This window comes from Vreelandella sp. ssv (assembly GCF_059448525.1).
Genome location: NZ_CM182545.1, coordinates 2296579 through 2317213, shown reverse-complemented (window position 1 = coordinate 2317213; position 20635 = coordinate 2296579). Strand labels below are relative to the sequence as shown.

Sequence of the window (20635 nt, the reverse complement as noted above, 5' to 3'; positions counted from 1 at the left end):
TTAATAGTGAATTAGCAGGCTAATCGGATTTGCGGAGGAAGGCCAGTGGCAACGACTTATGAAGCAAGAGGATCATGAATGTGCGACGAAAATTGGCACTATCCCCTGCATAGCCACATTCCGTAGCGCGTGGTAACGAGCGAAGCGAGGCACCCGCGAAAGTACCGCGCAGCGGTACTAGGCCAATGCAACCAACTGTCGGCCCCAAAAAGCAACTCTTTATTGCATTGGCACGTGACCTAAGCCAAATTTATCAATAAGGTATGGTTAATAAGTCACACACGGTCGCAACTGGAGCGTTTTAACGTAACCCAAGTGTGCCATGGCGGTAGCGTGGTTAGAGTAAATGCTTAGTAACTAAGTTATAGCATCCAGAGGGCTTGTTAAGCCCGCAAAATGTTGTCCAAGCACATGGGTATAAATCTGTGTGCTAGATACATCAGAATGCCCAAGTAACTCTTGAACCGTTCGAATATCCCTGCCGTTTCTAAGTAGCTCGGTAGCAAAGCTATGACGAAATGTATGGCAAGAGATCCGCTTATTAGTCAATTTTGCAGCCGCCACGGCTTTTTTTAACGCCTTCCTGGGTACAGAATCATGCAAATGGTGGCGACACATTACGCCAGTAACGGGATGGCGAGAAATGCTGCTAGATGGAAATAAATACATCCATGCATGCTGCCGGTAAGCAGAAGGGTATTTTTTTGCCAAAACACCTGGAATAGAAGGACCAATACTGTCCTGGTTGTCTCGTTCTTGTAGTGCTAACGCATTGCTGATGATATCGCGCGTGCTTTCATAAAGGGACGGGCTAAAGATGGTCACTCTGTCTTTTGCACCTTTACCATCTCTCACCGTTATTGATCCACGGGAGTAATCAATGTCTTTTACCCTTAAGCGCAGACACTCAGTAATTCGAAGGCCAGAGCCGTACAGAAGCGAAAAAATTAGTTTATCTCTACCGCTCATCTCCTTGAGGATACTAGCGACTTCAGCCGCCATGATCACTTCAGGCAACCGTTGTGGCTTGGAGGCATGCTTGAATTCAAGATCACCCAATGGCTGTTTCAGGAATTGGTTATACAAATATGCCAGCGCGTTCAACGCTATACGTTGGGTGTTGACAGCGACATTGCGTTCAGTGGCCAGGTGACCGAGGAAGCCCACAACTTCGGCTGCCCCCATTTCAGTTGGATGACGGCAATGGTTGTATCGAATAAAAAAGCGAATCCAGTAAATGTATGTTTTCTCAGTCCGAATGCTCATCCCACGGACGCGAATAGACGTGCGAACCTCATTTAGGAAAGGGCTACTGGCCATTTGGGCAAACTTTCTCAATTACTGTATATAAAGTCAGTATAATAAGGTATTCTTAATCTGCAATGCGCGTTTTTCCATATCGCTGGCGGGGTAAGTGCTCAAATTTGCAGCTGTGTATTAATAAAGCTTTTAAATAACAATTAGTTGATAAATTCAATTGTATGTTTATGTGCAATTAGTAAAGATGACTTAGAAAGATTACCCGCATGCGCATTTTTCTAGCGAGCTTTTGTATGGGGATTGGTGATTTATCAATGCTATCAATTGGTTGGTAGTTTTTGGCAGGGTTGGGCCTTCCAGAAAAGCGCGCATGCGCACTAATAAACTGTTAGAGAGAAAAAGAGGCAAGTTGTGGATCCAGGTTATGAAATGCTCTTTGAAACCACTATCCGATCCTTCATAGGGGATAAGGCATTCCATATTGCAGGGCAGGTTCATTCCGAAAAATCACGGAAAGATTGGTATCGAAAAGCAATCAAAAAGGTGATCCATAGAGTCTCGGAAATCGAAACGAGCACAAAGCACAAGGAGCAATTGTGCTATTGGAGCGAAAGGGCGCTTGGCTCTTTGAGTGAGCGTCCTTTTAACGAAACAGTGTTTACGTTGTGCCTGTTGAGGCTAGTAGCTTCTTTGGTTGGCTATTTCGGGGTAAGGCCATACAACATAGCTACGCCAGCATATTTCCAAACCCCGTCTCAGCACTACACCGAAATCATCGCTAACGGCGGTGATGTCATGCAGGATTACTACGATAAGAAGAGCTCGATAGAAACGAAAAGAAGGCTAATCCTTCAGCTCAAGCAAGAAGGGATGACAGATTTTGAAATCTCGTTGGTGTTCAATGTATCAGAGTATGAAGTTAGAAAACTGTGCAAAGAGCTCTAACAAATTGTTGTAGTTTGTTCCGGCCTTCGGCCTGCACCGGACGCCCCTGTCGGGCCGCCGCTAAACAAAAGCGTTAACCATAAAAGGAGAAAAGCAATGGAGATAAGTGCTGAAGTTTTGGAGCCGCAAGTTGCAGCTTCTGTGCGTGCATTAGAAAAGCTTTCGGCAAAAGAGAGGGAGAAGAAACCGAATGCACACTTTGCAGATGATTATAACCGGCTTCTAAATCTTGCTAAGGAAACCCTTCCGGAAGTTCCGAGAAAGCTATGGCCAGAAGAGGTAGGGAAAACCAATCCGGCAATGGGCCCGAACCACGCCGATGCTAACTATGTGGAAATACACTCATACCTTAACCAAGTCTTAGCGATACTATCTCAGAACATAGAGCCCGCCGAGGTACTTATGGGTTAACAATGCCAGTCACGGCGACGCCTACTACACTGCGGCTTCGCCTCCATTCCGTAGCCGCGCATGCTGGCTGGCGTTAGATTTCAGGAGAATGAATGTCGGATTTAGCATTAAGTGATAGCGGTGAACGGAAAACCGCCTCCGAATTTCATGATGACTACATGATGCATGGCGTCGAGTACCAAAGTTTCGTGTGTCCCTTCTGTTTTATTGGGCTCGTCGCAAAAGCTATTTATATTGATGGGCCTCAAGGAATATCTCCTCACTTTTCTTGCTTCCCAAAGAAACCGCATATAAATGGCTGCGATGGATATCCGGTGATTGATGGAAAAACAGTAAAAGAATCAAAGGTCAGCAATAAAATAAAGATCGGTAAAGACGAGTTTTCATTTCCGGAAAAGCTAGTCTCGCGAAGTAAGCCCTCACAAAACAAATTTATAGACGATTTCAGTCGACTCGTTGAAAACAATGACCCTGAAAAAGTGAAAGAAAGAAGAGATAAAGCAGGAAGAGAGCTTGGAAGTGCAAAATACACGTCCTCGATAATTAGATCTTTTGCATCTTCAAAGAAAGCGATTATATCGCTTGTTTATAAATACGCTAAAGAAGAAGGTTTGGCTGATGGAGACAGGAGAACGCTGCTAAAGGAGTCTTTGTCTAAAGCACCTATTGAGCTTGACGGCTACAAAACAAACTATCAAGTTGCTTTCCAAGGCACAAAATATTTCAGCAAATACAAAAAGATATGGAATGGAAGCGGTGTTGTAAAAATTAAAGGAAATTTTATCTATATCCTTTCTGATCAGCACACTGAGTATAGCGAAAATGATCATCGACATGAGCTAAATTTTTATGTAGCAGTAAGAATTCCTGGCGATCTAGAAGCCAGCCCAGCTTACCACAAGACCATTGTTGAGCGGTTGGTTAAAGCTCGAGAGAAAGAACTCGCTGTAAAATGGCATAGCTACGGTATGGCTAAGCTTGTATTGGACAAGGACTCAGTGCTTTTAGGAGTAGATAATCTCGACCATGTCTTTATTGAGAAAATCTAACAATTGTGTCAACGGGATTGGTTTTCCGCTAGCGCTCTAAACCGATCCGTTACGCTGGCGTTAAGCGCAAAGAGGTAATTCGTGAATTTCAACATAAGTGTTTGTTGCGAGACTTGTGACGAGAAGTCAAACTGCCGTTTAGGCATGTCCAATCGAGCATACCAACCACTCCGTTTTCGTTGCGCGTCTTGCGGTTCTCCCATTGATATAACAATGATTCCGGATTTTGAGAATGTGGGAATAGATATCAAGGTTTCCGGAGCTGAACAGGTCAAGAGTGAACACTTCGAGAAAGGTGTTAATTTCGTCGATTTGCATTTGGATTTTCCGGTCAGTTTTGGTGATTACGTGATGGGAATGACTCCATACATGGCGGCTAGGATGCGTATCGGTCATAAAGAAATGCAGATGCACTCTTTGCGTGTGAATTATTTAAACGAAGTATATGAAAGAGAAAAAGAAATAAAGTCTATTTTCAACCTATACAAGAAAGGAAAGGCTAACCTTTTTAGGAAAAAGGCACTTTCATTTTTAGGCTCTTCCATGGCCTGCAAGTCCCAGCTTGACCAAAACAGGGCCTTGTATTATGTGATTGAAAAATCGTTTTTCCCGTTTTCTGAACCAGAAAAGAACGTAGATGCGACAACTCTTTATACCGAAAAGCTCATGGAGTTGGAGAAGGCAAAGAAGGATAAGCTCGATAGGTTTATCAAGGAAATAGTAAACACTGGGTTCCTGAAAAATATTCAAGAGGACTGCTTAGAGATTTATCCAAGAATAATTGATATTGAGCTAATGCTTAGGCCTGCATTGTTTTTAGATTTTGACAAAGAATATCAAGGCAACCAAGTTCCATATCGTGTGTCTGCGCACGAGTTTGTGGATGCAAAAGATCTGTATAAAGATATTGCCGAGATAATTTCTAGAGCACTAGTTCTGGTTGCGGGATTCAATAACCTCCTTAAGCGCGATAGCCACGACGAATTCGAGAATGTACCCGGAGCCCCAAAGGATTTGGATAAGTTTGCTGACTTCCCATTGGGTAAAAAATTAGATTTTATTGATAAACCATGGTATGCGTTGGATGCAAAAGTAATGGACAATCAACTCCGAAATTCCGTGGCGCATTACAAGGCGGAATATGATGAGGTGTCTCAAGAAATAACTTATTATCCAAAGCGTGAAGGTATGAAGCAGCATAAATCAGAATCAATGTACTTCTTGGATTTTAGCCAGAGAATACTCATGGCTTTCAGGGAGCTACATAGGATGAATCACTTCACTAAATGCCTTTTCGTCTATTACTATTTAAGGGTGCTAGGTGAAAAAGGAACCCCAGTGTGATTTGTAGCAACTCGCTTAACCAGTGGGTGAAGCTGACCGGTACTCTGCTGCGCTCCGTTTCGGCAGCTTTCCCGAGGTGTTAGGTTTCACAAACAAGATTCGAGGTAACCTTGCAAAATACACTTTATACATCTCAAAAGAAGAAACTATTGGCTCAGATGGAGAAGTTAATCTCCGTCTTTGCGTAACCCTTGACACTGCGCCACAGCGACTGTCTGACTTCGCTGGCGGCATCGCTGAAATTTATGATGGTTACTCTACTTACACCTATAATTTCACAATAGAACTAGCTGGCTTTGATTCGCGTCGAATCGCACTGAAAAGTACTAATGGCGAGGAGAGTGTGATAAATCCTGAATTCATTAGAAAAGTCGATCAAGCAGATTCGTTCAACCAGCTAGAAGAGATTCCGCTGAAATTAAACCAAAACCTTTCAGGGTACATCGTTAGAAACTCAAGTTGGGGATTAAGATGAACCTTAACAATCGCAGGCACAGCGATGGCCTTTTCGTTGCGGCTTCGCCTTCACTGCAAAGCCACGCGTGCTGCGAGCGTTAAAGGTCACGATGGATACGTCTGAACACTGCAAAGAAGTCTACGCATACTTTGGCCTCGCAATGTATCGAGCACAATGTGTTGAGCAATCAATAATTCAGTTACTTATTTTCTATGATTTTTTTAAGGAGAACGTGCCTAAGTTTGAAAGTCGTCAGAAATGGGAAGCAGATTTTGATCGATTTGATGGCGCATTGTCGAAGAAAACTATGGGCCGCCTACTGGGTGCAATAAAAGAAACTGGTGTACTCGATAGCGATATTGAAAATACACTCTCACTAGCGTTGCAAAAAAGAAACTGGTTAGCTCATGCCTATTTTGTTGATCGTGCTTTGGATTTTATAAACGAAGCTGGCAGAAACAAGATGATAAATGAACTTGAAGATGCTATTAAGTTATTTAATTCAGTTGAAGACATTTTGAATCCGATTTCTAAATCTGCTGCAATTAAGTACGGTTTAACTGACGAGGTCTTGGAAAAGTTTAAAAATGAAATGTATGAGTCTGCGAAAGGTGACCTTTAACAAGGCCAGTCAGCATCGCTCCCTTTTCAAACCCGCTGCGCGGCTTTTCGGCCGCTGCTGGCTGCGTTAAGCATCACATGAATATAGAAGACTCAAACGAACCAATGTCTATGGATGAAGTTCTAGCTCACTTGAATGGTGAAAATATTCATGAATACCGGGCAGAAAAAGAACTCCGAATGAGAATTTCAGAGGAGTCTAAAAAATATGAAGGGTCTCCCTCTTCTGACTGGCCGCCTATAAAATTCAATTGGGATTTATCCTTTGAAGGCCAGCGCTTTTCATTGGACGGTACAAAAGCCGAGGAGTTTTTAGAATATTACCCAAAAGGCTTTCTTCTAGGCTATGTCAATCTACAAGATTTTGATTCTAAACTATGCCAATACAGTCGCCGTGATGAGGGTGAACTTTGGGATGTAGGGTCATCCGATAAGCTAGCTCGATTAATTGTTTATCTCTCAGAAAATAGAAAGATTTCACCTCCATTAGTGAAACCGCTCGAATCTGGAGAAGTCATCTTTAATGGCGGCCATCACCGATATGCAATAGCAAAAGAACTAGGCATCGTGAATGTACCTATACATATAGACCCCCAGTACAATAAAGAAATAGATTCGATTCTAAATATCGAGTGGCAAAATGCTTAACAAGTCAATCAAATTCGCGCCTTTCAGGCGCCGGACGCAGCAAAGCTGCGCCGGTTATTGAGGTGTTATGAGCATATCGAGCAAGCCAATAAGAGTTATTATTAATGCCAATTTTTATTAGTTACTCACATGAAAATAAAGACTTCGTCGATAAGCTTTCGATGCAGTTAGTTCATAGAAATATAAATGTATGGCTGGATCGCTGGGAACTGAGTATTGGTGATTCGATTTTTGATAAAGTACAAGAAGCTGTGGATGGTGCAAGCGCTCTGCTTGTCATTTTGTCAAAAGCATCTATCGCTTCCGAGTGGTGCAAAAAAGAGCTTTCTTCAGGATTTCTAAGAGAACTGGAGGAGAAGCGGGTTGTCGTTATGCCAGTTGTATTAGAAGACTGTGATATACCATTGTTTGCTCGAGGCAAACTCTATGCGGATTTTCGCACCAATTTCGATGATGGTTTGAAAACAGTAGTTGAGGGCATAGCTAAAGTTACAAACCCGTGCCTGGCAAGGATTAAAGAGCCTGAATATTATACTGATTGGTCTATTGATACTGGAGATATTAGTGGACAACTTGCGGTGATTTTGAACTACGTTCAGTTACCCAATGCACAACCATATACAGTTCTAACAAACATTGAGGTTTTAGCATCTCCAAGTGCATCTGCGATCTATCATGAAATTGCAGAAGAACAAGGTGATGATTTTGCAAAATTGAATGTGATGACTGCTATCTATAAACACTTCAAAAGCATACCTGATGAGAAGCCTCTACTTGCTAATCAAAGAGAGCAAGTGAAGCGATTTATAGTAGCGAATGGTAATGCAGATGAATTTTACGATTTGCGTATTGGAGTTAGGCGGCTGGGTGAGGACACAGGAAGAGATATACTCGTTCACACAACGAGCCTAATAACAGATACGTATACTCATATGAATCAGGTCTTGAGAAGCTCGAATGGAGCATAACAAGGCGCTGTTGTCGGATAAATTTTACGCTACGCTCCAAATTTACCGCAGAGCGCGGCGTTAGCCTCCTTTCCAAAGAGTGATGCCAATGCCCACAGAGTGGGGGAAATGGTTTGTTGAAAGAATTTCGGAGCTTGATGAAAGGCTCGGATACATCCTTGAGTTGAATCAAGTGCGTGAGCTTTGGCTTCAGGGTGAGTTGTATCTAATGTCAACTGACGTTCAGCAACTCAACTTGAACGTTAGAGATATAATTGCCGGTGGCTCAATTGATTTTGTCGGTGAATCCCCCAAAATGATCGCGGAGTTGAAAGTCTGCGGGCGAGGGTATTACAGCAAAATGCTGAACGGATTTTCTCTTACAGAGGATGTGGCATCGAAAAAGTCTTTTTCATTCGAAGACATGGCGAGCCATAGTGAAGCCGAAGGAAGTATTTTCAAGGATTTCTGTAGATTGTTTTCGGCCAACAGCGCCTATGAGAAATATATGATTATCGTTATTCCTAAAATACAAGGCCCTGACCGTCTCAGTGAAGTCTTGGAGGCTGCAAAGTTCCCCGGAGTGGAGGTCTCGCGGAGATTGCAGTGGTTTGATGTGAGAGTATTTTGCCTGCCAAAGTAGGCTAACAAGTTGCTGCACGCGGAAAGGCGTTAGCCATATGAACCAAGAAGAGCGTTGGAACCACATAGTGTCCCTTGATGACGAGCTTTTGAAGGGCGGTGTCATCTTATCGGAATGGTGCTCCTTCATCGTGCGAGAATCGGATCTGGCATTTGTGCATGGGGCGAACCTCGCATCAATATTGACAGCAGTTTCAGGTATCGAAACCTATCTGAGGTCCGAGTATGCCGGGAAGAAGCGCAGCAGCCTCTTTGAGCTAATCGATAATTCTCCCATAGCAAATGATCTTCGGTCTGATTTGCATAGGCTACGGAAGTACCGAAATAAGTGGGTGCACGTGAATGACCCGTGGGACGATCAGGAGTTGCTTGAAAATCCCGAACATGCGGAAAAAGAGCTGGAAGAAATGGCTCTGTTTGCCGCGAGGGCGCTGAGAAGGACAATTTATGAAAGTCCGTGGGTGTAAAATGGCTAACCAAGCAATCAAATTCGCTCCCTTCGGTCGCTGTACGCTCGTACCTCACACCGGTTATTGCTGCGTTAGGGGGCTGCAATATCCTCAGATGAGGAGGATTGCGGCTGCGAGGTAAGTAGTCCCGAAGTGATATCAGGCCTGATTGCGAGGTTTGGCGCGGTTGCTAAAATCCTCGCCTGCGTCGGCTATTAGTGTAGTTCGTCGATCAGCATGCTGCGGATGACGTGGGCCGCGTCAACTTGCTGGTCGCGCGTCCGCGATCGTGTACTGTTACATATTGACCTAGACCGGAGAACGCCATGCCTTCCCCCCTCGTGACCACCGACTGGCTGCAGGAGAATCTGGATAACGAACATTTGGTACTGATCGACGCTAGCATGGCCAATGTCGTTGGCAAGGAGCCGATCATTTATGACCGCCCGATGTTGATCCCGGGAAGTTTCCGAATAGACCTGGAAGGAACTCTTTGCGATACCGGAGCTTCCCAAGCCCACGCCTTCCCTACGGAAGAGCAGTTCACGGCGGAGGTCCGCAGATTGGGCATCGAGCCCGAGAGCCTGGTGGTGGTGTACGACGATCAGGGTATCTACTCGTCACCACGCGCCTGGTGGATTCTGCGGGCGATGGGCCTCAAACAGGTGTTTGTTCTGGATGGCGGCCTGCCGCAGTGGTTGGCCGAAGGTCGGGACACCGTTTCTGCTTCGGTGTCAGATGCGGCCAAGCATGGCAGCGTGGTTGGCAAGCTCGACGAGACCCTGGTTCGAGATTCTTCCTACGTTTTCCAGCACCTGGAGGACGAGCAAGTAACGGTCATCGATGCTCGATCACAGGCACGTTTCCTGGCGCAAGCGCCAGAACCCAGGCCTGGTGTGCGCGGTGGCCACATCCCCAATTCACTCAACCTGCCGTTTACAGAGGTGCTGGAGGGCTATCGGTTCAAGCCAGCCAGCCAGCTGGCGTCAACGTTTGCCCACCTCGCTCCCTCCCTTCAGTCCAGCAACGGACACCAACTGGTGTTTTCGTGTGGCTCCGGCATCACCGCCTGCATCATCTTACTGGCGGCCGAGCTGGCCGGGTATACTCAGTTATCACTGTACGACGGTTCGTGGGCCGACTGGGGCGGCAGTGAGTCGTTGCCGGTGGCGTAGCGGATATCATCTCGATACGAGATGAATTGGCAGTTCCTAACAATCACAGGCACGGCGACGTCTACTCCATTGCGGCTTCTCCTCCATTCCGCAGCCGCAGGTGCTGCCTGCGTTGAGTCTGTAGTAAAACTCCGATAACTGCTAAGTTTTGGTAGGATCGAGGAAACAGACGAGGAGTAGCCAGTATGCCGAACTTCAAACCCTATAACTAAGATCAAAACACCATGGTGGTGATCAGCTACCAATATCAGCTCCTGCCCAGCACCTTTGAATACGCAGCGCACTACCTAATCAAGCACACGCTAGACTTATCGTTTCTCCCCACAACCTGCCAAAATTTAGAGTAGGCGATTTGGTAATCCCCCGCCGAAATGATCCCTTCAAACATGTGGTTATTATCGTACTGCGTGCTTAGCGTGAAGCGATCGGTGAGTGTGTAGTTGTTAGTAATAAACGTGGCGACGTTCTCAAGCGACTAAACTGAACCCGAGCTACGGCAGCGAATACCGGCCTATTTTTTTATAAGTATTTGTGATGTCTGGCTTCCGCTTTAATAGTCACTGAGACACTGTAATGGATCTTATCAATGCAGAATAACGTCATGCAGGTCGGGTAATTGTTCCTAAAAACCCAACAGCCCGATGCGTGGGAAAAAGCACTGGTACATTTCTTTGGAGGCATTCCTTTGACCAATACTGCATTACGTTTGTGGGAAGGTTTTCCCGGGGCCACCGTGCAATCCAATGGCGTGCTGTTTGAAGGCCTCGACCGTAAGCTGTCGCCGTTGCCTGAAAGCAAAGACGCAGCGGTACATAATCCGTCGCTCAACCTGGCAATGCGCTTTCGGGTCTCCGGTGACTTTGAGATCAATATCACCGCTACGCTGACTGCCGCCAACTCCACCTACTTCCTGTTTCACGGGGTTATCCCGATGGTGCAGGACGAGTGGTACTACGCGCAGAGCACCTTCAAGGTCCAGATCGTCAATGGTGACTGGTGTTACTGGACAATGTATCACCCTGACAATACCGAGTCGGGAAATGCTGCTGCCAGTGTCGGCACCAATGTGGTTTACACCTTCAAGCGTGAGGGCACCGAGCTTGTGTTCCTCACCAACGGTGTGGAAGTTACCCGTCAGTCGGATATGTGTCTGTTTGCCGATGGGGTGGTTTATCTAAGCCTGGATGAAGTGAATGTGGGTGCGACGTTCCTTGTCACCCAGATCACCACTACCGATACCGTGGAAGAGACGCCTGTGCGTAGCGTGCCTAAGACAGCGGGCACCTTGCGTGACAAGGCCGGTAAGTTCCGCATCGGTACCGCGGTGTCCACGTACCCGATGGTGTTCGATGAGCAGTACCGCACGATTCTGGGCAATGAGTTTAACCAGATCACCCCAGAGAACTGCATGAAGTTCCAGTTCATCCAGCCTGCCCGTGGGGTCTACGACTTCTATGAGTCGGATAAGCTGGTCGACTATGCCGAACGTAACGGCATGGAGGTGCATGGCCACACGGTTGCGTGGAACGAAGCGACCCCGCAGTGGCTGTGGGATGGCTGGCTCGATGGAACCATCACCGCTACCGAAGTAGGCGAGATCCTCGACGAGCATATCGAGAGGTTGTTCGGTCGCTATAAGGGCCGCATGGTCTCTTTCGATTTGATCAACGAGCCTTTTCTGGACTGGACAGACCAGCTCCGTGATTCCGTCTGGTACCAGGCATTAGGACGTGGCTACATTGAACGGGCGTTACGTAAAGCCCATGAAGTGGATCCGGACGTACTACTGTTCATTAACGAGTGGGGTTGTGAAGAGGCGGGTGACAAACAGGACTTCCTGTTCAACCTGGTGGTCGAGTTGCAGACCGCCGGCGTGCCTATTCATGGCATCGGCTTGCAGATGCACGAGGACGTGAATGCTGAGTACCAGAGGAGCTGGCGACCCAATACGCCGTCCGTGACAAAGGCACACTTGAAGTCGGCCATTGCCCGCTTCAAGTCGCTGGGTATCGAGGTACGGCTGTCGGAGCTGGACATTAACCAGTATCAGATCTATGCCGATACCCCCCAGACCGTAGCCGATTTGTATTCCCAGTACTTGGAAGCGTGCATCGAAGAGGGTGCGCACTCGTTCACCATGTGGGGCTTCACCGATCGTTGGTCGTCACTCAATGAGTGGTACGACTATTACAACCATGGTAACGGGCTGATCTATGATGCCCAGTATCAACCCAAGTTGTCCTACCGAGCGCTTTCCAATAAGTTGGATGAGATGGCAAGTTCTCTTACCTCCCTCTGAAAGCAATGATCTTATGAACATCAGCATCAGATAGAGGCGGCTAAACGGCTCAGATGAATGTCCAGGCCAGTACCCTTGTCACCTTATTTCCCTGTTTCATCTCTATTTCCCGGCTATCAACGACACCGAGCTTACGAATTAGCTTCATGGCAGGCTTAATATTGTCGGCTTTTGAAACCAGGCTACTAAACCAGCGGCATTGAGTTGAATACACTTGGCTTTCTCTTATTAGCTTTTTAAGAAACAGCTGTTCGCCCCCCTTACACCAAAGCTCTGCTCCCAGCCCGCCAAAATTCAGAACGGGTGATTTAGTTTTTGTTTTTTGTTCACCACGACTACGCGCAAGGTTATTGAGCTTACGCTGGCTACCTTTAAGTGCTTCGTCTAGCGAGGCATGGAAGGGTGGGTTGCATACGCTGACGTCAAAGAACTCCCCCGGTTGAATGATCCCTTCAAAAATGTGGTTTTTATCGTGCTGCGTGCGCAGCGTGAAGCGATCTTTGAGTGTGGGGTTGTTGGCGATAATCGTAGCGACGTTCTCCAGCGACTGAGCGTTAATGTCACTACCCACACACTGCCAGCCGTAAATTTGGCAGGCCAGTAGCGGGTAGATGCCATTGGCTCCCGTCCCTATATCGAGCAGCTTGATGCTGGGCTGTTCACATCCAGGCCCCATTAAGTCCGCCATGTAATGGATATAGTCGGCGCGGCCTGGGATGGGTGGACAAAGCGCACCCTCTGGAATGTCCCAATCGACAATATTGTAGTATCGGTTTAATAACGCGGCGTTGAGCGTTTTGACTGCCAATGGGTCTGCGAAATCGATGGAACGCTCGCCATGAGCATTCGGTTTTACATGGACGGCTAGTGCTGGGTGGGTTTTTACAAGAGCTGGAAAGTCATAGCCTTGGTTGTGTAGATTCTTCGGGTGCAGGCCTTTGCGAACGGACCTAGCTCGGCTTTTTTCACTTCCATGGAGGGTATTCACAGTCATAGGCCCGAGGCGTTGAGTTAAATAGTCGCGTGGGTTTTGCTTGGTCCGTGATTATAACCTTAATAAAGGAGAGATAATGTCTAACACTGCCATTGTGCTCGGCGCGACGGGAGCTATAGGTACGCAATTAGTCACTCAGATAAGCCAACGCAAGGATGTGGCTCAACTCATTCTCATCACCCGCCGTGAATTAAATCTGCAGCATGATTTTCCTAACGCCATCATTGCAAAAATCCACACGCATGTTGTTGATTTTGAGCAGTTGGAACGCCAAGCAACAGCTTTGATACCCGCGGGTGCTGTTGCCTTTGTCGCACTGGGTACAACCAAAAAGCAAGCTGGCAGTGAGAAGGCATTTCGCCATATTGATCATGGTTTGGTGCTTGCGTTTGCCCGTGCCTGTAAGGCAGCAGACGTTAGCAGGTTAGGAGTGGTCACCGCGCACGGCGCTAATGTCAGTTCTGCGGTTTTTTATAATCGCGTTAAAGGAGAAGTGGAGCGCGATATCCAGGCGCTAGGGTTGCCAAGCGTGTTTTTTGCGCGGCCTTCGTTGTTGTTAGGGCGACCCAATGATGGTCGCTTTGCCGAAAAGCTGGGAAGGGTGTTGCTTACTCCTACTGCGGCATTATTGCCTAAATCAATTCGCCCAATCTCGACTAAGTGCGTCGCGGCCGCAATGATCGCGGTAGCTTTTGATGCAGGCTCTATGCCCCCATCTGTTGTACTAACAAATGCGGCAATGCATAAGCATGAAAATTGAGTTGCTTGCGGTCGTCTTTGGCGTTACTTCATGCTGCTCACGAGGGTTTATCGTAGGCTCATTACCACCGCTACATGGCAGGAGGACGGGTGGAGGTAGTGATTTCCATTCAGGCTTTGAGGCCTGAATGGAAGCCCTTGGGCAGTGTCAGTTAGTTGCTTGGCTGGGTGTGCCGACTAATTCGTGCTCACGTATAGTGAACTCGGTGGCCATCTCATTATTGACGTAGCTCTCCATATCGTTATCCATATAGCAATCGATTGAGAGTGTAGGCGGATCGAAATAGCGCAACTGACGTTTTAGATAATTGTTATACAGATAGCGGTTGTAAACGGCCCAGCAGTGAAACGTCAGGAAGGTAACGACAAAACCGACCAGGACTATTTTTAACATGACCGATTCAATGAGCTGATCAAGGATCGCCTCTTCCACGATGAAAAACATATACATCCTAGTCATCACCAGTATCCACAGTGCAAGGGTGGCAAGGGTGATTAAGGTATCCCGGGATCGGTAACCCCAACCTTTCTGGCAGGGGTTGTCGATGATGACGGACATTAATTTATTGTTCATGGAATTGCTCCCCTCGGTCCGGACTAGTCCAGGTGGCGTGCCTTCCCTTTTGGCGCATCATGGCTTTAGGGAAGGCGATAATGACGGTGATCATATTGAGAATCCAATAGGCGAACGGGTACCAGATACTCCAGTAGACGCAGCGGAAGATCTCTTTGTCGTAGCGGCTGTCAATATAGAAACTGACGGTGAATTGGATAAAGCTGATGGCGATCAAAAGACTGCCAAAATACGACAGTAGCTTGGCAGTGACAGGCCATGCCAACGGCATAACAAGTTGAGAGGACAGCCAGATGATTAGCAGGGTGATAACCGAGTAGCACCAAACCACGCTGACGATATATTCCACCATGAGCAGCCAGAAGCGCCGGTTTTTCCAGCGAATGGTCTGAGAGAAGTAGCGCAGGAAAACCTCGCCCCCTCCTTGAGCCCATCTCAGTCGCTGTTTGAAAAGTCCGCGCAGAGTTTCCGGCATTAATACCCAGCACATGGCTCTGGGCTCGTAGCGTACATGGCCGCCTGATAGCTGTAACCGCCAGCTCACATCGATATCTTCGGTGATCATGTCCGTATTCCAACCACCGATTTCTTCCAGGGCAGTACGCCGAAACGCGCAGATGACACCGGAAATGGTGAATACCATCCCGTAGATGCGCTGGGCACGTTTGATTAGGCCAATAATGGCTGAGAATTCACCCGTTTGTATCTTACCAATGGCAGTAGAGCGGGTTCTCACCCGTGGGTTGCCGGTCACGCCACTGACCTTTGGGCTTCTAAGGAAGTGGGTAACCATATAACCGATGGCGTCATAGTCGAGTATGGCATCCCCATCGATCCCAACAATGATGTCTCCTTTGGCATGGCTTAAGCCATGGTTCATGGCGCTGGCCTTGCCCTGGTTGGCTTGATGCAGCACTTTTAGCCTGGGGTACTCCAGTGCTAAGGCATCAAGCCGACTGGCGGTGTCATCCTTGCTACCATCATTAACGGCAATCACATCCATGTGTGGGTAGTTCTGCCTAAAGAGGTGATGAATAGTTTCCTTCACATTGGCCCCTTCGTTATAGCAAGGCAGCAGAACCGTTACGCTGGGGGCACTTTCGTCCCAGACGAATTTTTCGGGCCAGGGTTGCTTACGCTCCCAGTGCAGGTGAAAGTAAATACCGCCACATATCCATATGGTCGCCATCAGGCTGGGGTAGCCAAGTGTGAAAATTGCGAGATGGTCGAGTATGTTCATTCGATAGCCCTAAACCGACGTCCGATGGAAAATACTGGTCTCATCACATTCATATCAGGATGGTTTTCAATAAAATTGTCCGGATAGTAACCAATGTGCTTGATGCCTTCTTCACGCAATATGCGCACCCATTCGGCGATCTCCTTACTGGGGATAGGCGTTTGGGTATTCCAATTTTTGGTTTGTAGTTCGAACACCAGTTGATCCGCACTCACCTGTGCCAACGAACGCTGTGCAAGGCTTCTTAGCCATTCATTGGGATTTTCCGCTTCTTCCATGTACGGCATGGCCATGAGTGCAACGTAGTCGTAGCTATCGGCGAAGCTTTGAATATCTTGGGCAAACCAGCGTTGGCTTTCGGGTTCCATCACTGTGACGGCATAGATATTGCGCGAAGTGGTAAACTCTTTATTGTCGACCTGACGATAGTAGTTAGCCGCCTGAGCCAGCTCGTCTGTGAAATCGGTCAGGTAGTCGGTCTTAAAGCGGGTCCACATGGCCATCAGGTTTTCGTCATTACGGATAGCGTTGATATCGTTGGGCAGTGAAGCGCGCTCATAGGCTGCCAAGGCCTCAGGGGTGGCGTCTTCAAAATCGGTAAAGAAGGCGTCATCGTGAAATAGCAGGCCATCGAACTTGGTCAAGCGGCCAAGGTCTTGGTAGATATCACGAATGGCTTGACGGTTCTCTTCCACGAAGGGCGAGAGCCGACGGTAGTGGTCTGGAGATTCCTTACCGGTTCTCACATCGGTGACGTACTGGTAGCCTGCCCCCAAGTCAAACGACATCACCGGCATCCACGCATAGACTTTCACACCGGCGCGCTTCTTTAATTGCCAGGCCACTCGGTTAAACAGGTCGGCCCTGACCGGTAAGTGTCGGTTAGGAAAGTAGAGTGCATCGGCCACGCCATCAGCATCCGGGTCTGCATAGGCTTGAAGGTAAACAGTACTGACGCCATAGCGGTAAATACGCTCAATCAACTGATCGAGATTTTGCGCCTGTTGTTCCGGGTCATCGTCAAAAACGTAATCCAGGTCAACGTGCACAATGCGCAGGTCCTCTCGCTCCCATACGCGGTTAGAAAGCATCTCCTCAATGGTTTGCAGGCTGGTTTCCTGGTCAATAAGGTAGCGGTTCACCGTACTCAAGGAGTCGTTTAACTGGTTGGGTTCACTGAGCAGGCTAAACGTGTAGTCCATGCCATATTCGGCGGCGATATTAATTGTCGCCTGGCTGTAAGCCCCGTAGGGCCACACCATAATGCGCGGAGTGTGGCCTAACTCCTCTTGGAAACGCTGCTGGGTTTGAGCCATATCGTTGCGTATCCGCTCAATATAGGCGGCTTCGCTTTCATAACCACTGCGCGGATTCCAAATGCTGGTCACAGCAGCAGGCTGTTCGTTGCCCATGGGGTTGCCGATAGCACCGTAATGAAGGTTGTAGGTGTGAGAGGCAATTTCCACCAGCGGTGATTCATCCAGGGTTCTGAGCTGGTCCCATGAGAGAAAGCGATCGCGGGGCAGGGTGGTTTCGCCGTAGGGCACCCGTTCACCCGCAGGGACATCCAGCCAGCTGCCGACGACGGCTTGAACGGCGGGGAAGCCATATAGTTTGAGTAGCGGAAAGACGATGTCGTAAAAGCTACGATAACCATCATCGAAGGTCAGCAGTACCGCTTTTTCCGGCAGTGGTTGTCCCCCCGCTTTGGCATCAATAATCTGCTGCAAACTCACTGGATGATAACCACTCACTGCCATCAGGTTGAAGTGTTCGATTAAGCGGTTGCGGGTGATGGTCTGCGAATAGATGTCCAGGTCGGGAGTGACACTGGAATCCACAATGTCGTGGTAACTGATCACCACGAAATCATCCGGTGAACGAGCGGCTTGGGCGTGCTGAATGTTGACGATCACCAGCAAAACCGCACTCAGTACAATGACGCGCCAGAGTGTCATAGGAATCTCCATACAAAGCCGGCTGAAATAACATTGTCGTATTCAGGTACTCCGTCGTAGACGGCTCTTTCGCGGGCAATGCCGTATTCAAAGTTCACGGTAGGAAGTAGCTCCCAGCTATGCTGATAGCCAATCGACCAAGTGTTTTCATTGTCGTAATCTTCCTGCCAGTAGCGACCTGAACCAAGGGTAAGCGACTGTATAAAGGACTGGCGGTAATCGATGGGAGTCTCATAGTTGACGCTCAATACAGCGGACAAACTGGCATCGCGTCGCGGGTTGAAATAACTGGCTTCAACCTCATCATTGCGTGACGCAGACGCTTGAACTTCGCCGTTTATTTGCCAGCGGTCCAGATGGTAGAGCGTTTGATTCCAGTAGCCGTAAACGGATTGACGCAGGTTGCTATCGTCAAAGTCGGTAGCCATGACGCCGATGGCACCGGTACCGCGTTCGTCGCGCCGATAGGCTATTTGGGCACGATAGCGGTCGGCATAGATGCCATCACGCAGCGCCCGCAGTGGTGTGCCGGTGGTGTTGATTTCGACGCCCAGCGTGGTGGTCAAATGATCGGTTGGAGCGTACTGAAGTTCGGCAAGCGCCATAAAATCGTCGTTGAGCTGTGACCCATGGCCCGCCGCCAGGGTTACCGTGGCCGGATGCAGGTTCCATTCGTAGCCCGCAATGTTATAAGACGCATATAGGTTTTCATCTTGAAACTCCCCAAATTGGCCAATACGCTGAGCGAAAGGGCGAGAACCGCTGTCGTTGCGGGGGCCGTCAAGGCGGACTTCATACTGCCATTCCCGCGAGGCTTGGGTGCCGCTTCCTTGGCCTTTACTGCGCTCAAACGAACTGCTCAATTGAGGGGCGCGTAGCTCACGCCAGTCCCGGGCCATTTCGTCGCGAGACGCACTTGGCCGGGCTTCTGCAATTTCTTTAGCGATTTTGGTGGTGGTGCCTTCCCACTGGCCGCGCTGCAACCGGGCCCGCAGTATTCCGTGACGGACGGAGTCCTGCCTATCCTCTGGCATTAATGGTGCCGCGTGCTGGTAAGACTCCTCGGCTTGCCGCGGCCAGCCCCGGAGGCGCTCAAGGTCTCCTTTCATTAGCCACAAATAAGGATCCCCAGGTGCTTGGCTTTGATACGCGGCTAGGCGTTCGCTAGCCTCTCCGATACGGCCGCGCCAGGCTTCAAGTAGCACGCCGAGGAGTAGGACTTTCTGGTAGTTGGGGTTTTCAATACGCAGGGTCCGGGTGAAATCCAGACGTTGCTCTGGTTCAACCGCGAGCCACTCATCCAATAATGCATCTGCATCACTGAAGCGTCTGGCATCGGTATAGCTGTAAAAAAGCCCTTCATTTAAGGGGTCGTCAGGGTTGGTCGCCTGCTTGGGGTCTTGCCGAATCAGGTTTTCGTAGAGCACGATAGCTTCATCGGGGCGACCCATGCCATTTAATGCGTGGGCTCTGGAACGGGTCACGTAGCTGGGCAGCTGGCCATGCTGGTTTTCAAGCCTAACGGCCAGCGCCTCCGCTTCAGAGAAGCGCCTTAATTCGGCTAGCGCTACCACCTTGTCATATTCGGCGAGGGTAACCAGCTCCTGCGGCGCATCTTGGTTGCTCAGTACGCTGTTCAGTTGCTCTAAGCCGCTGGTGATTCGAAAGGGTTGTTCGGTATGAATACCCAGGCGTATATCAGTTACCCCTTCATAATAGGTAAGCCATAGGCGGTCACTCTCGCTGAAGACCGATGGGTTAGCATCCATGAGGCGGCGTGCCGCATTGCTGGCGCCAAGACCTACCGCTAGACGATAAAGCGCCTGTAGTTCGGCTGTGTTGCTGGGGTCTTGTGTGACCAGCGCCTGGCGGGCATCCAATTCTTGAACGGCGTTAGCGGTACGTGCTGCTAGATAGCCCCTGGCTTCGAGTCCAGCGGTCGTCGTGCCAGCTACCTGGGTGTACTGCTGCAGGGATATATCCGCCAGGGTATAGTTGTTCATATCGGTATGTACTAACGCCTGGCCTAGCCAGCCCTGGGCGTTTGACGGGTCGCGATAGGTGAGTGCTCGAAATAGTTCTAGCGCCTGATCGTATTCACCCACACTACGTGCGGCCCCGGCGAGATTGGCCAGTTCGGAATCACTGTAATCTTCTGTTTGACACCAGGTGCATACGGCCAGTGCCTCCTGATGACGACCGTCGCGCACCAGCAGCGCCACCAGATCTTCGCGAACTCGAATATCGCGTGTTTGGTAATAAAGTGTCTTTAAGCCGTCGATTGATGTTTCCATAGCCCCTTGGCGTGCTTGAATAACCAGTGCTTCGCGTTGCGCGTCGGTCGCCGTTTGCGCTTGCGCCGTGCCTGTCGCTAGGCAGGCAAGCAGGCAAATTGGCAGTAGGGAGCTAGGACGGTTATGCATGGTGATATTCCTACCCTGGGGGCTAATGACAACGGTTTGTAATCAAATGTATACTTCCAGTATATAGGAGTATCTTTGAGTAAAAATTAGAATAAAACGTGAACTTGAAGAGGAATATCGTCAGTATAAGAACTGAGAAATTTCATTAACGGCCCATGAAATCGGCCCTTATGCCCGCCGTTGCTAGGTTTAGCGACACAAGTAAAAAAGCGTTGGTTACTCTCAAATCGGCTTTAACCAATGTGGTCTAACCTAGTGAAACGTTTTTGTTGTCAGATTTCTCAGTTAAAAATTAGCTGTAACTTACGATAAGTTACACAAAAAGAAGGGGAAGCCATCCACTATTAAGGCGCTTGTTTTTGTGTTGCTGTAAGCGTCACTGTCGCGACATGAAAAACAACCATGTGGGGGTATGCCACTACTCAATGTGCCGAAAGTAA

19 protein-coding genes are annotated in these 20635 nt (G+C 48.6%); 13 read left to right on the top strand and 6 right to left on the bottom strand.

Features of this window, described 5'->3' with window-relative positions; all coding sequences use genetic code 11:
• Positions 1–357: 357 nt before the first annotated feature.
• Positions 358–1320: an integron integrase gene (locus AC5TBW_RS10655; protein WP_495508555.1), complete on the bottom strand. Its 963-nt coding sequence runs from the start codon at positions 1318–1320 to the stop codon at positions 358–360.
• A 351-nt stretch (positions 1321–1671) separates the two neighbouring features.
• Between AC5TBW_RS10655 and AC5TBW_RS10650 the strand changes: the two genes are divergently transcribed.
• From AC5TBW_RS10650 to AC5TBW_RS10595, 12 genes are all read left to right on the top strand, one after another.
• On the top strand, positions 1672–2205 hold the full coding sequence (locus AC5TBW_RS10650) for a hypothetical protein (RefSeq protein WP_144813448.1): 534 nt from the start codon (positions 1672–1674) through the stop codon (positions 2203–2205).
• Between the two features lie 96 nt (positions 2206–2301).
• Complete coding sequence (locus AC5TBW_RS10645; RefSeq protein ID WP_495508554.1) at positions 2302–2616, top strand: hypothetical protein; 315 nt, start codon at positions 2302–2304, stop codon at positions 2614–2616.
• Positions 2617–2708: 92 nt separating this feature from the next.
• Positions 2709–3665, top strand: coding sequence for a hypothetical protein (locus tag AC5TBW_RS10640; protein WP_495508553.1), 957 nt, complete (start codon positions 2709–2711; stop codon positions 3663–3665).
• Positions 3666–3878: 213 nt separating this feature from the next.
• Positions 3879–5009, top strand: a complete 1131-nt coding sequence (locus AC5TBW_RS10635; protein ID WP_495508552.1) for a hypothetical protein — start codon at positions 3879–3881, stop codon at positions 5007–5009.
• A gap of 22 nt (positions 5010–5031) precedes the next feature.
• Positions 5032–5484 carry a hypothetical protein gene (locus AC5TBW_RS10630; RefSeq protein ID WP_495508551.1) on the top strand — a complete coding sequence of 151 codons (453 nt, stop codon included), beginning with the start codon at positions 5032–5034 and terminating at the stop codon, positions 5482–5484.
• A gap of 214 nt (positions 5485–5698) precedes the next feature.
• Entirely contained in the window at positions 5699–6088 is a 390-nt protein-coding gene (locus AC5TBW_RS10625) for a hypothetical protein (RefSeq protein WP_495508550.1), read from the top strand.
• A 110-nt stretch (positions 6089–6198) separates the two neighbouring features.
• On the top strand, positions 6199–6735 hold the full coding sequence (locus tag AC5TBW_RS10620; RefSeq protein ID WP_495508549.1) for a ParB/Srx family N-terminal domain-containing protein: 537 nt from the start codon (positions 6199–6201) through the stop codon (positions 6733–6735).
• Between the two features lie 104 nt (positions 6736–6839).
• On the top strand, positions 6840–7703 hold the full coding sequence (locus AC5TBW_RS10615; protein WP_495508548.1) for a toll/interleukin-1 receptor domain-containing protein: 864 nt from the start codon (positions 6840–6842) through the stop codon (positions 7701–7703).
• A gap of 88 nt (positions 7704–7791) precedes the next feature.
• Positions 7792–8325, top strand: coding sequence for a hypothetical protein (locus tag AC5TBW_RS10610; protein WP_495508547.1), 534 nt, complete (start codon positions 7792–7794; stop codon positions 8323–8325).
• A 37-nt stretch (positions 8326–8362) separates the two neighbouring features.
• The gene (locus AC5TBW_RS10605; RefSeq protein WP_495508546.1) at positions 8363–8791 is read left to right on the top strand and encodes a hypothetical protein; all 429 of its coding nucleotides are present in this window, start codon (positions 8363–8365) and stop codon (positions 8789–8791) included.
• A 308-nt stretch (positions 8792–9099) separates the two neighbouring features.
• Positions 9100–9948 (top strand): sulfurtransferase, encoded by an 849-nt coding sequence (locus AC5TBW_RS10600; RefSeq protein WP_495508545.1) that lies wholly within the window; start codon positions 9100–9102, stop codon positions 9946–9948.
• 616 nt (positions 9949–10564) lie between these two features.
• Positions 10565–12247, top strand: coding sequence for an endo-1,4-beta-xylanase (locus AC5TBW_RS10595; RefSeq protein WP_495508544.1), 1683 nt, complete (start codon positions 10565–10567; stop codon positions 12245–12247).
• A gap of 49 nt (positions 12248–12296) precedes the next feature.
• On the opposite strand, the gene rlmF is transcribed toward AC5TBW_RS10595, so the two are convergent.
• Positions 12297–13241, bottom strand: coding sequence for a 23S rRNA (adenine(1618)-N(6))-methyltransferase RlmF (gene rlmF / locus AC5TBW_RS10590; protein WP_495508543.1), 945 nt, complete (start codon positions 13239–13241; stop codon positions 12297–12299).
• Positions 13242–13317: 76 nt separating this feature from the next.
• Here rlmF and AC5TBW_RS10585 point away from each other — a divergent pair, with 76 nt between their 5' ends.
• Complete coding sequence (locus tag AC5TBW_RS10585; RefSeq protein WP_495508542.1) at positions 13318–14001, top strand: NAD(P)H-binding protein; 684 nt, start codon at positions 13318–13320, stop codon at positions 13999–14001.
• A 147-nt stretch (positions 14002–14148) separates the two neighbouring features.
• On the opposite strand, the gene AC5TBW_RS10580 is transcribed toward AC5TBW_RS10585, so the two are convergent.
• From AC5TBW_RS10580 to pgaA, 4 genes are read right to left on the bottom strand one after another with little or no spacing between them, the layout of a single operon-like run.
• Positions 14149–14574: a hypothetical protein gene (locus tag AC5TBW_RS10580; RefSeq protein ID WP_495508541.1), complete on the bottom strand. Its 426-nt coding sequence runs from the start codon at positions 14572–14574 to the stop codon at positions 14149–14151.
• Positions 14564–15814: a poly-beta-1,6-N-acetyl-D-glucosamine synthase gene (gene pgaC / locus AC5TBW_RS10575; protein ID WP_495508540.1), complete on the bottom strand. Its 1251-nt coding sequence runs from the start codon at positions 15812–15814 to the stop codon at positions 14564–14566. Before pgaC ends, AC5TBW_RS10580 begins: the two co-directional genes overlap by 11 nt.
• A complete protein-coding gene (gene pgaB / locus AC5TBW_RS10570) occupies positions 15811–17772 on the bottom strand; it encodes a poly-beta-1,6-N-acetyl-D-glucosamine N-deacetylase PgaB (protein ID WP_495508539.1) in 1962 nt (653 codons plus the stop codon). The genes pgaC and pgaB overlap by 4 nt, the downstream gene beginning before the upstream one ends.
• Positions 17769–20195 carry a poly-beta-1,6 N-acetyl-D-glucosamine export porin PgaA gene (gene pgaA / locus AC5TBW_RS10565; RefSeq protein WP_495508538.1) on the bottom strand — a complete coding sequence of 809 codons (2427 nt, stop codon included), beginning with the start codon at positions 20193–20195 and terminating at the stop codon, positions 17769–17771. The genes pgaB and pgaA overlap by 4 nt, the downstream gene beginning before the upstream one ends.
• Positions 20196–20635: the final 440 nt, after the last annotated feature.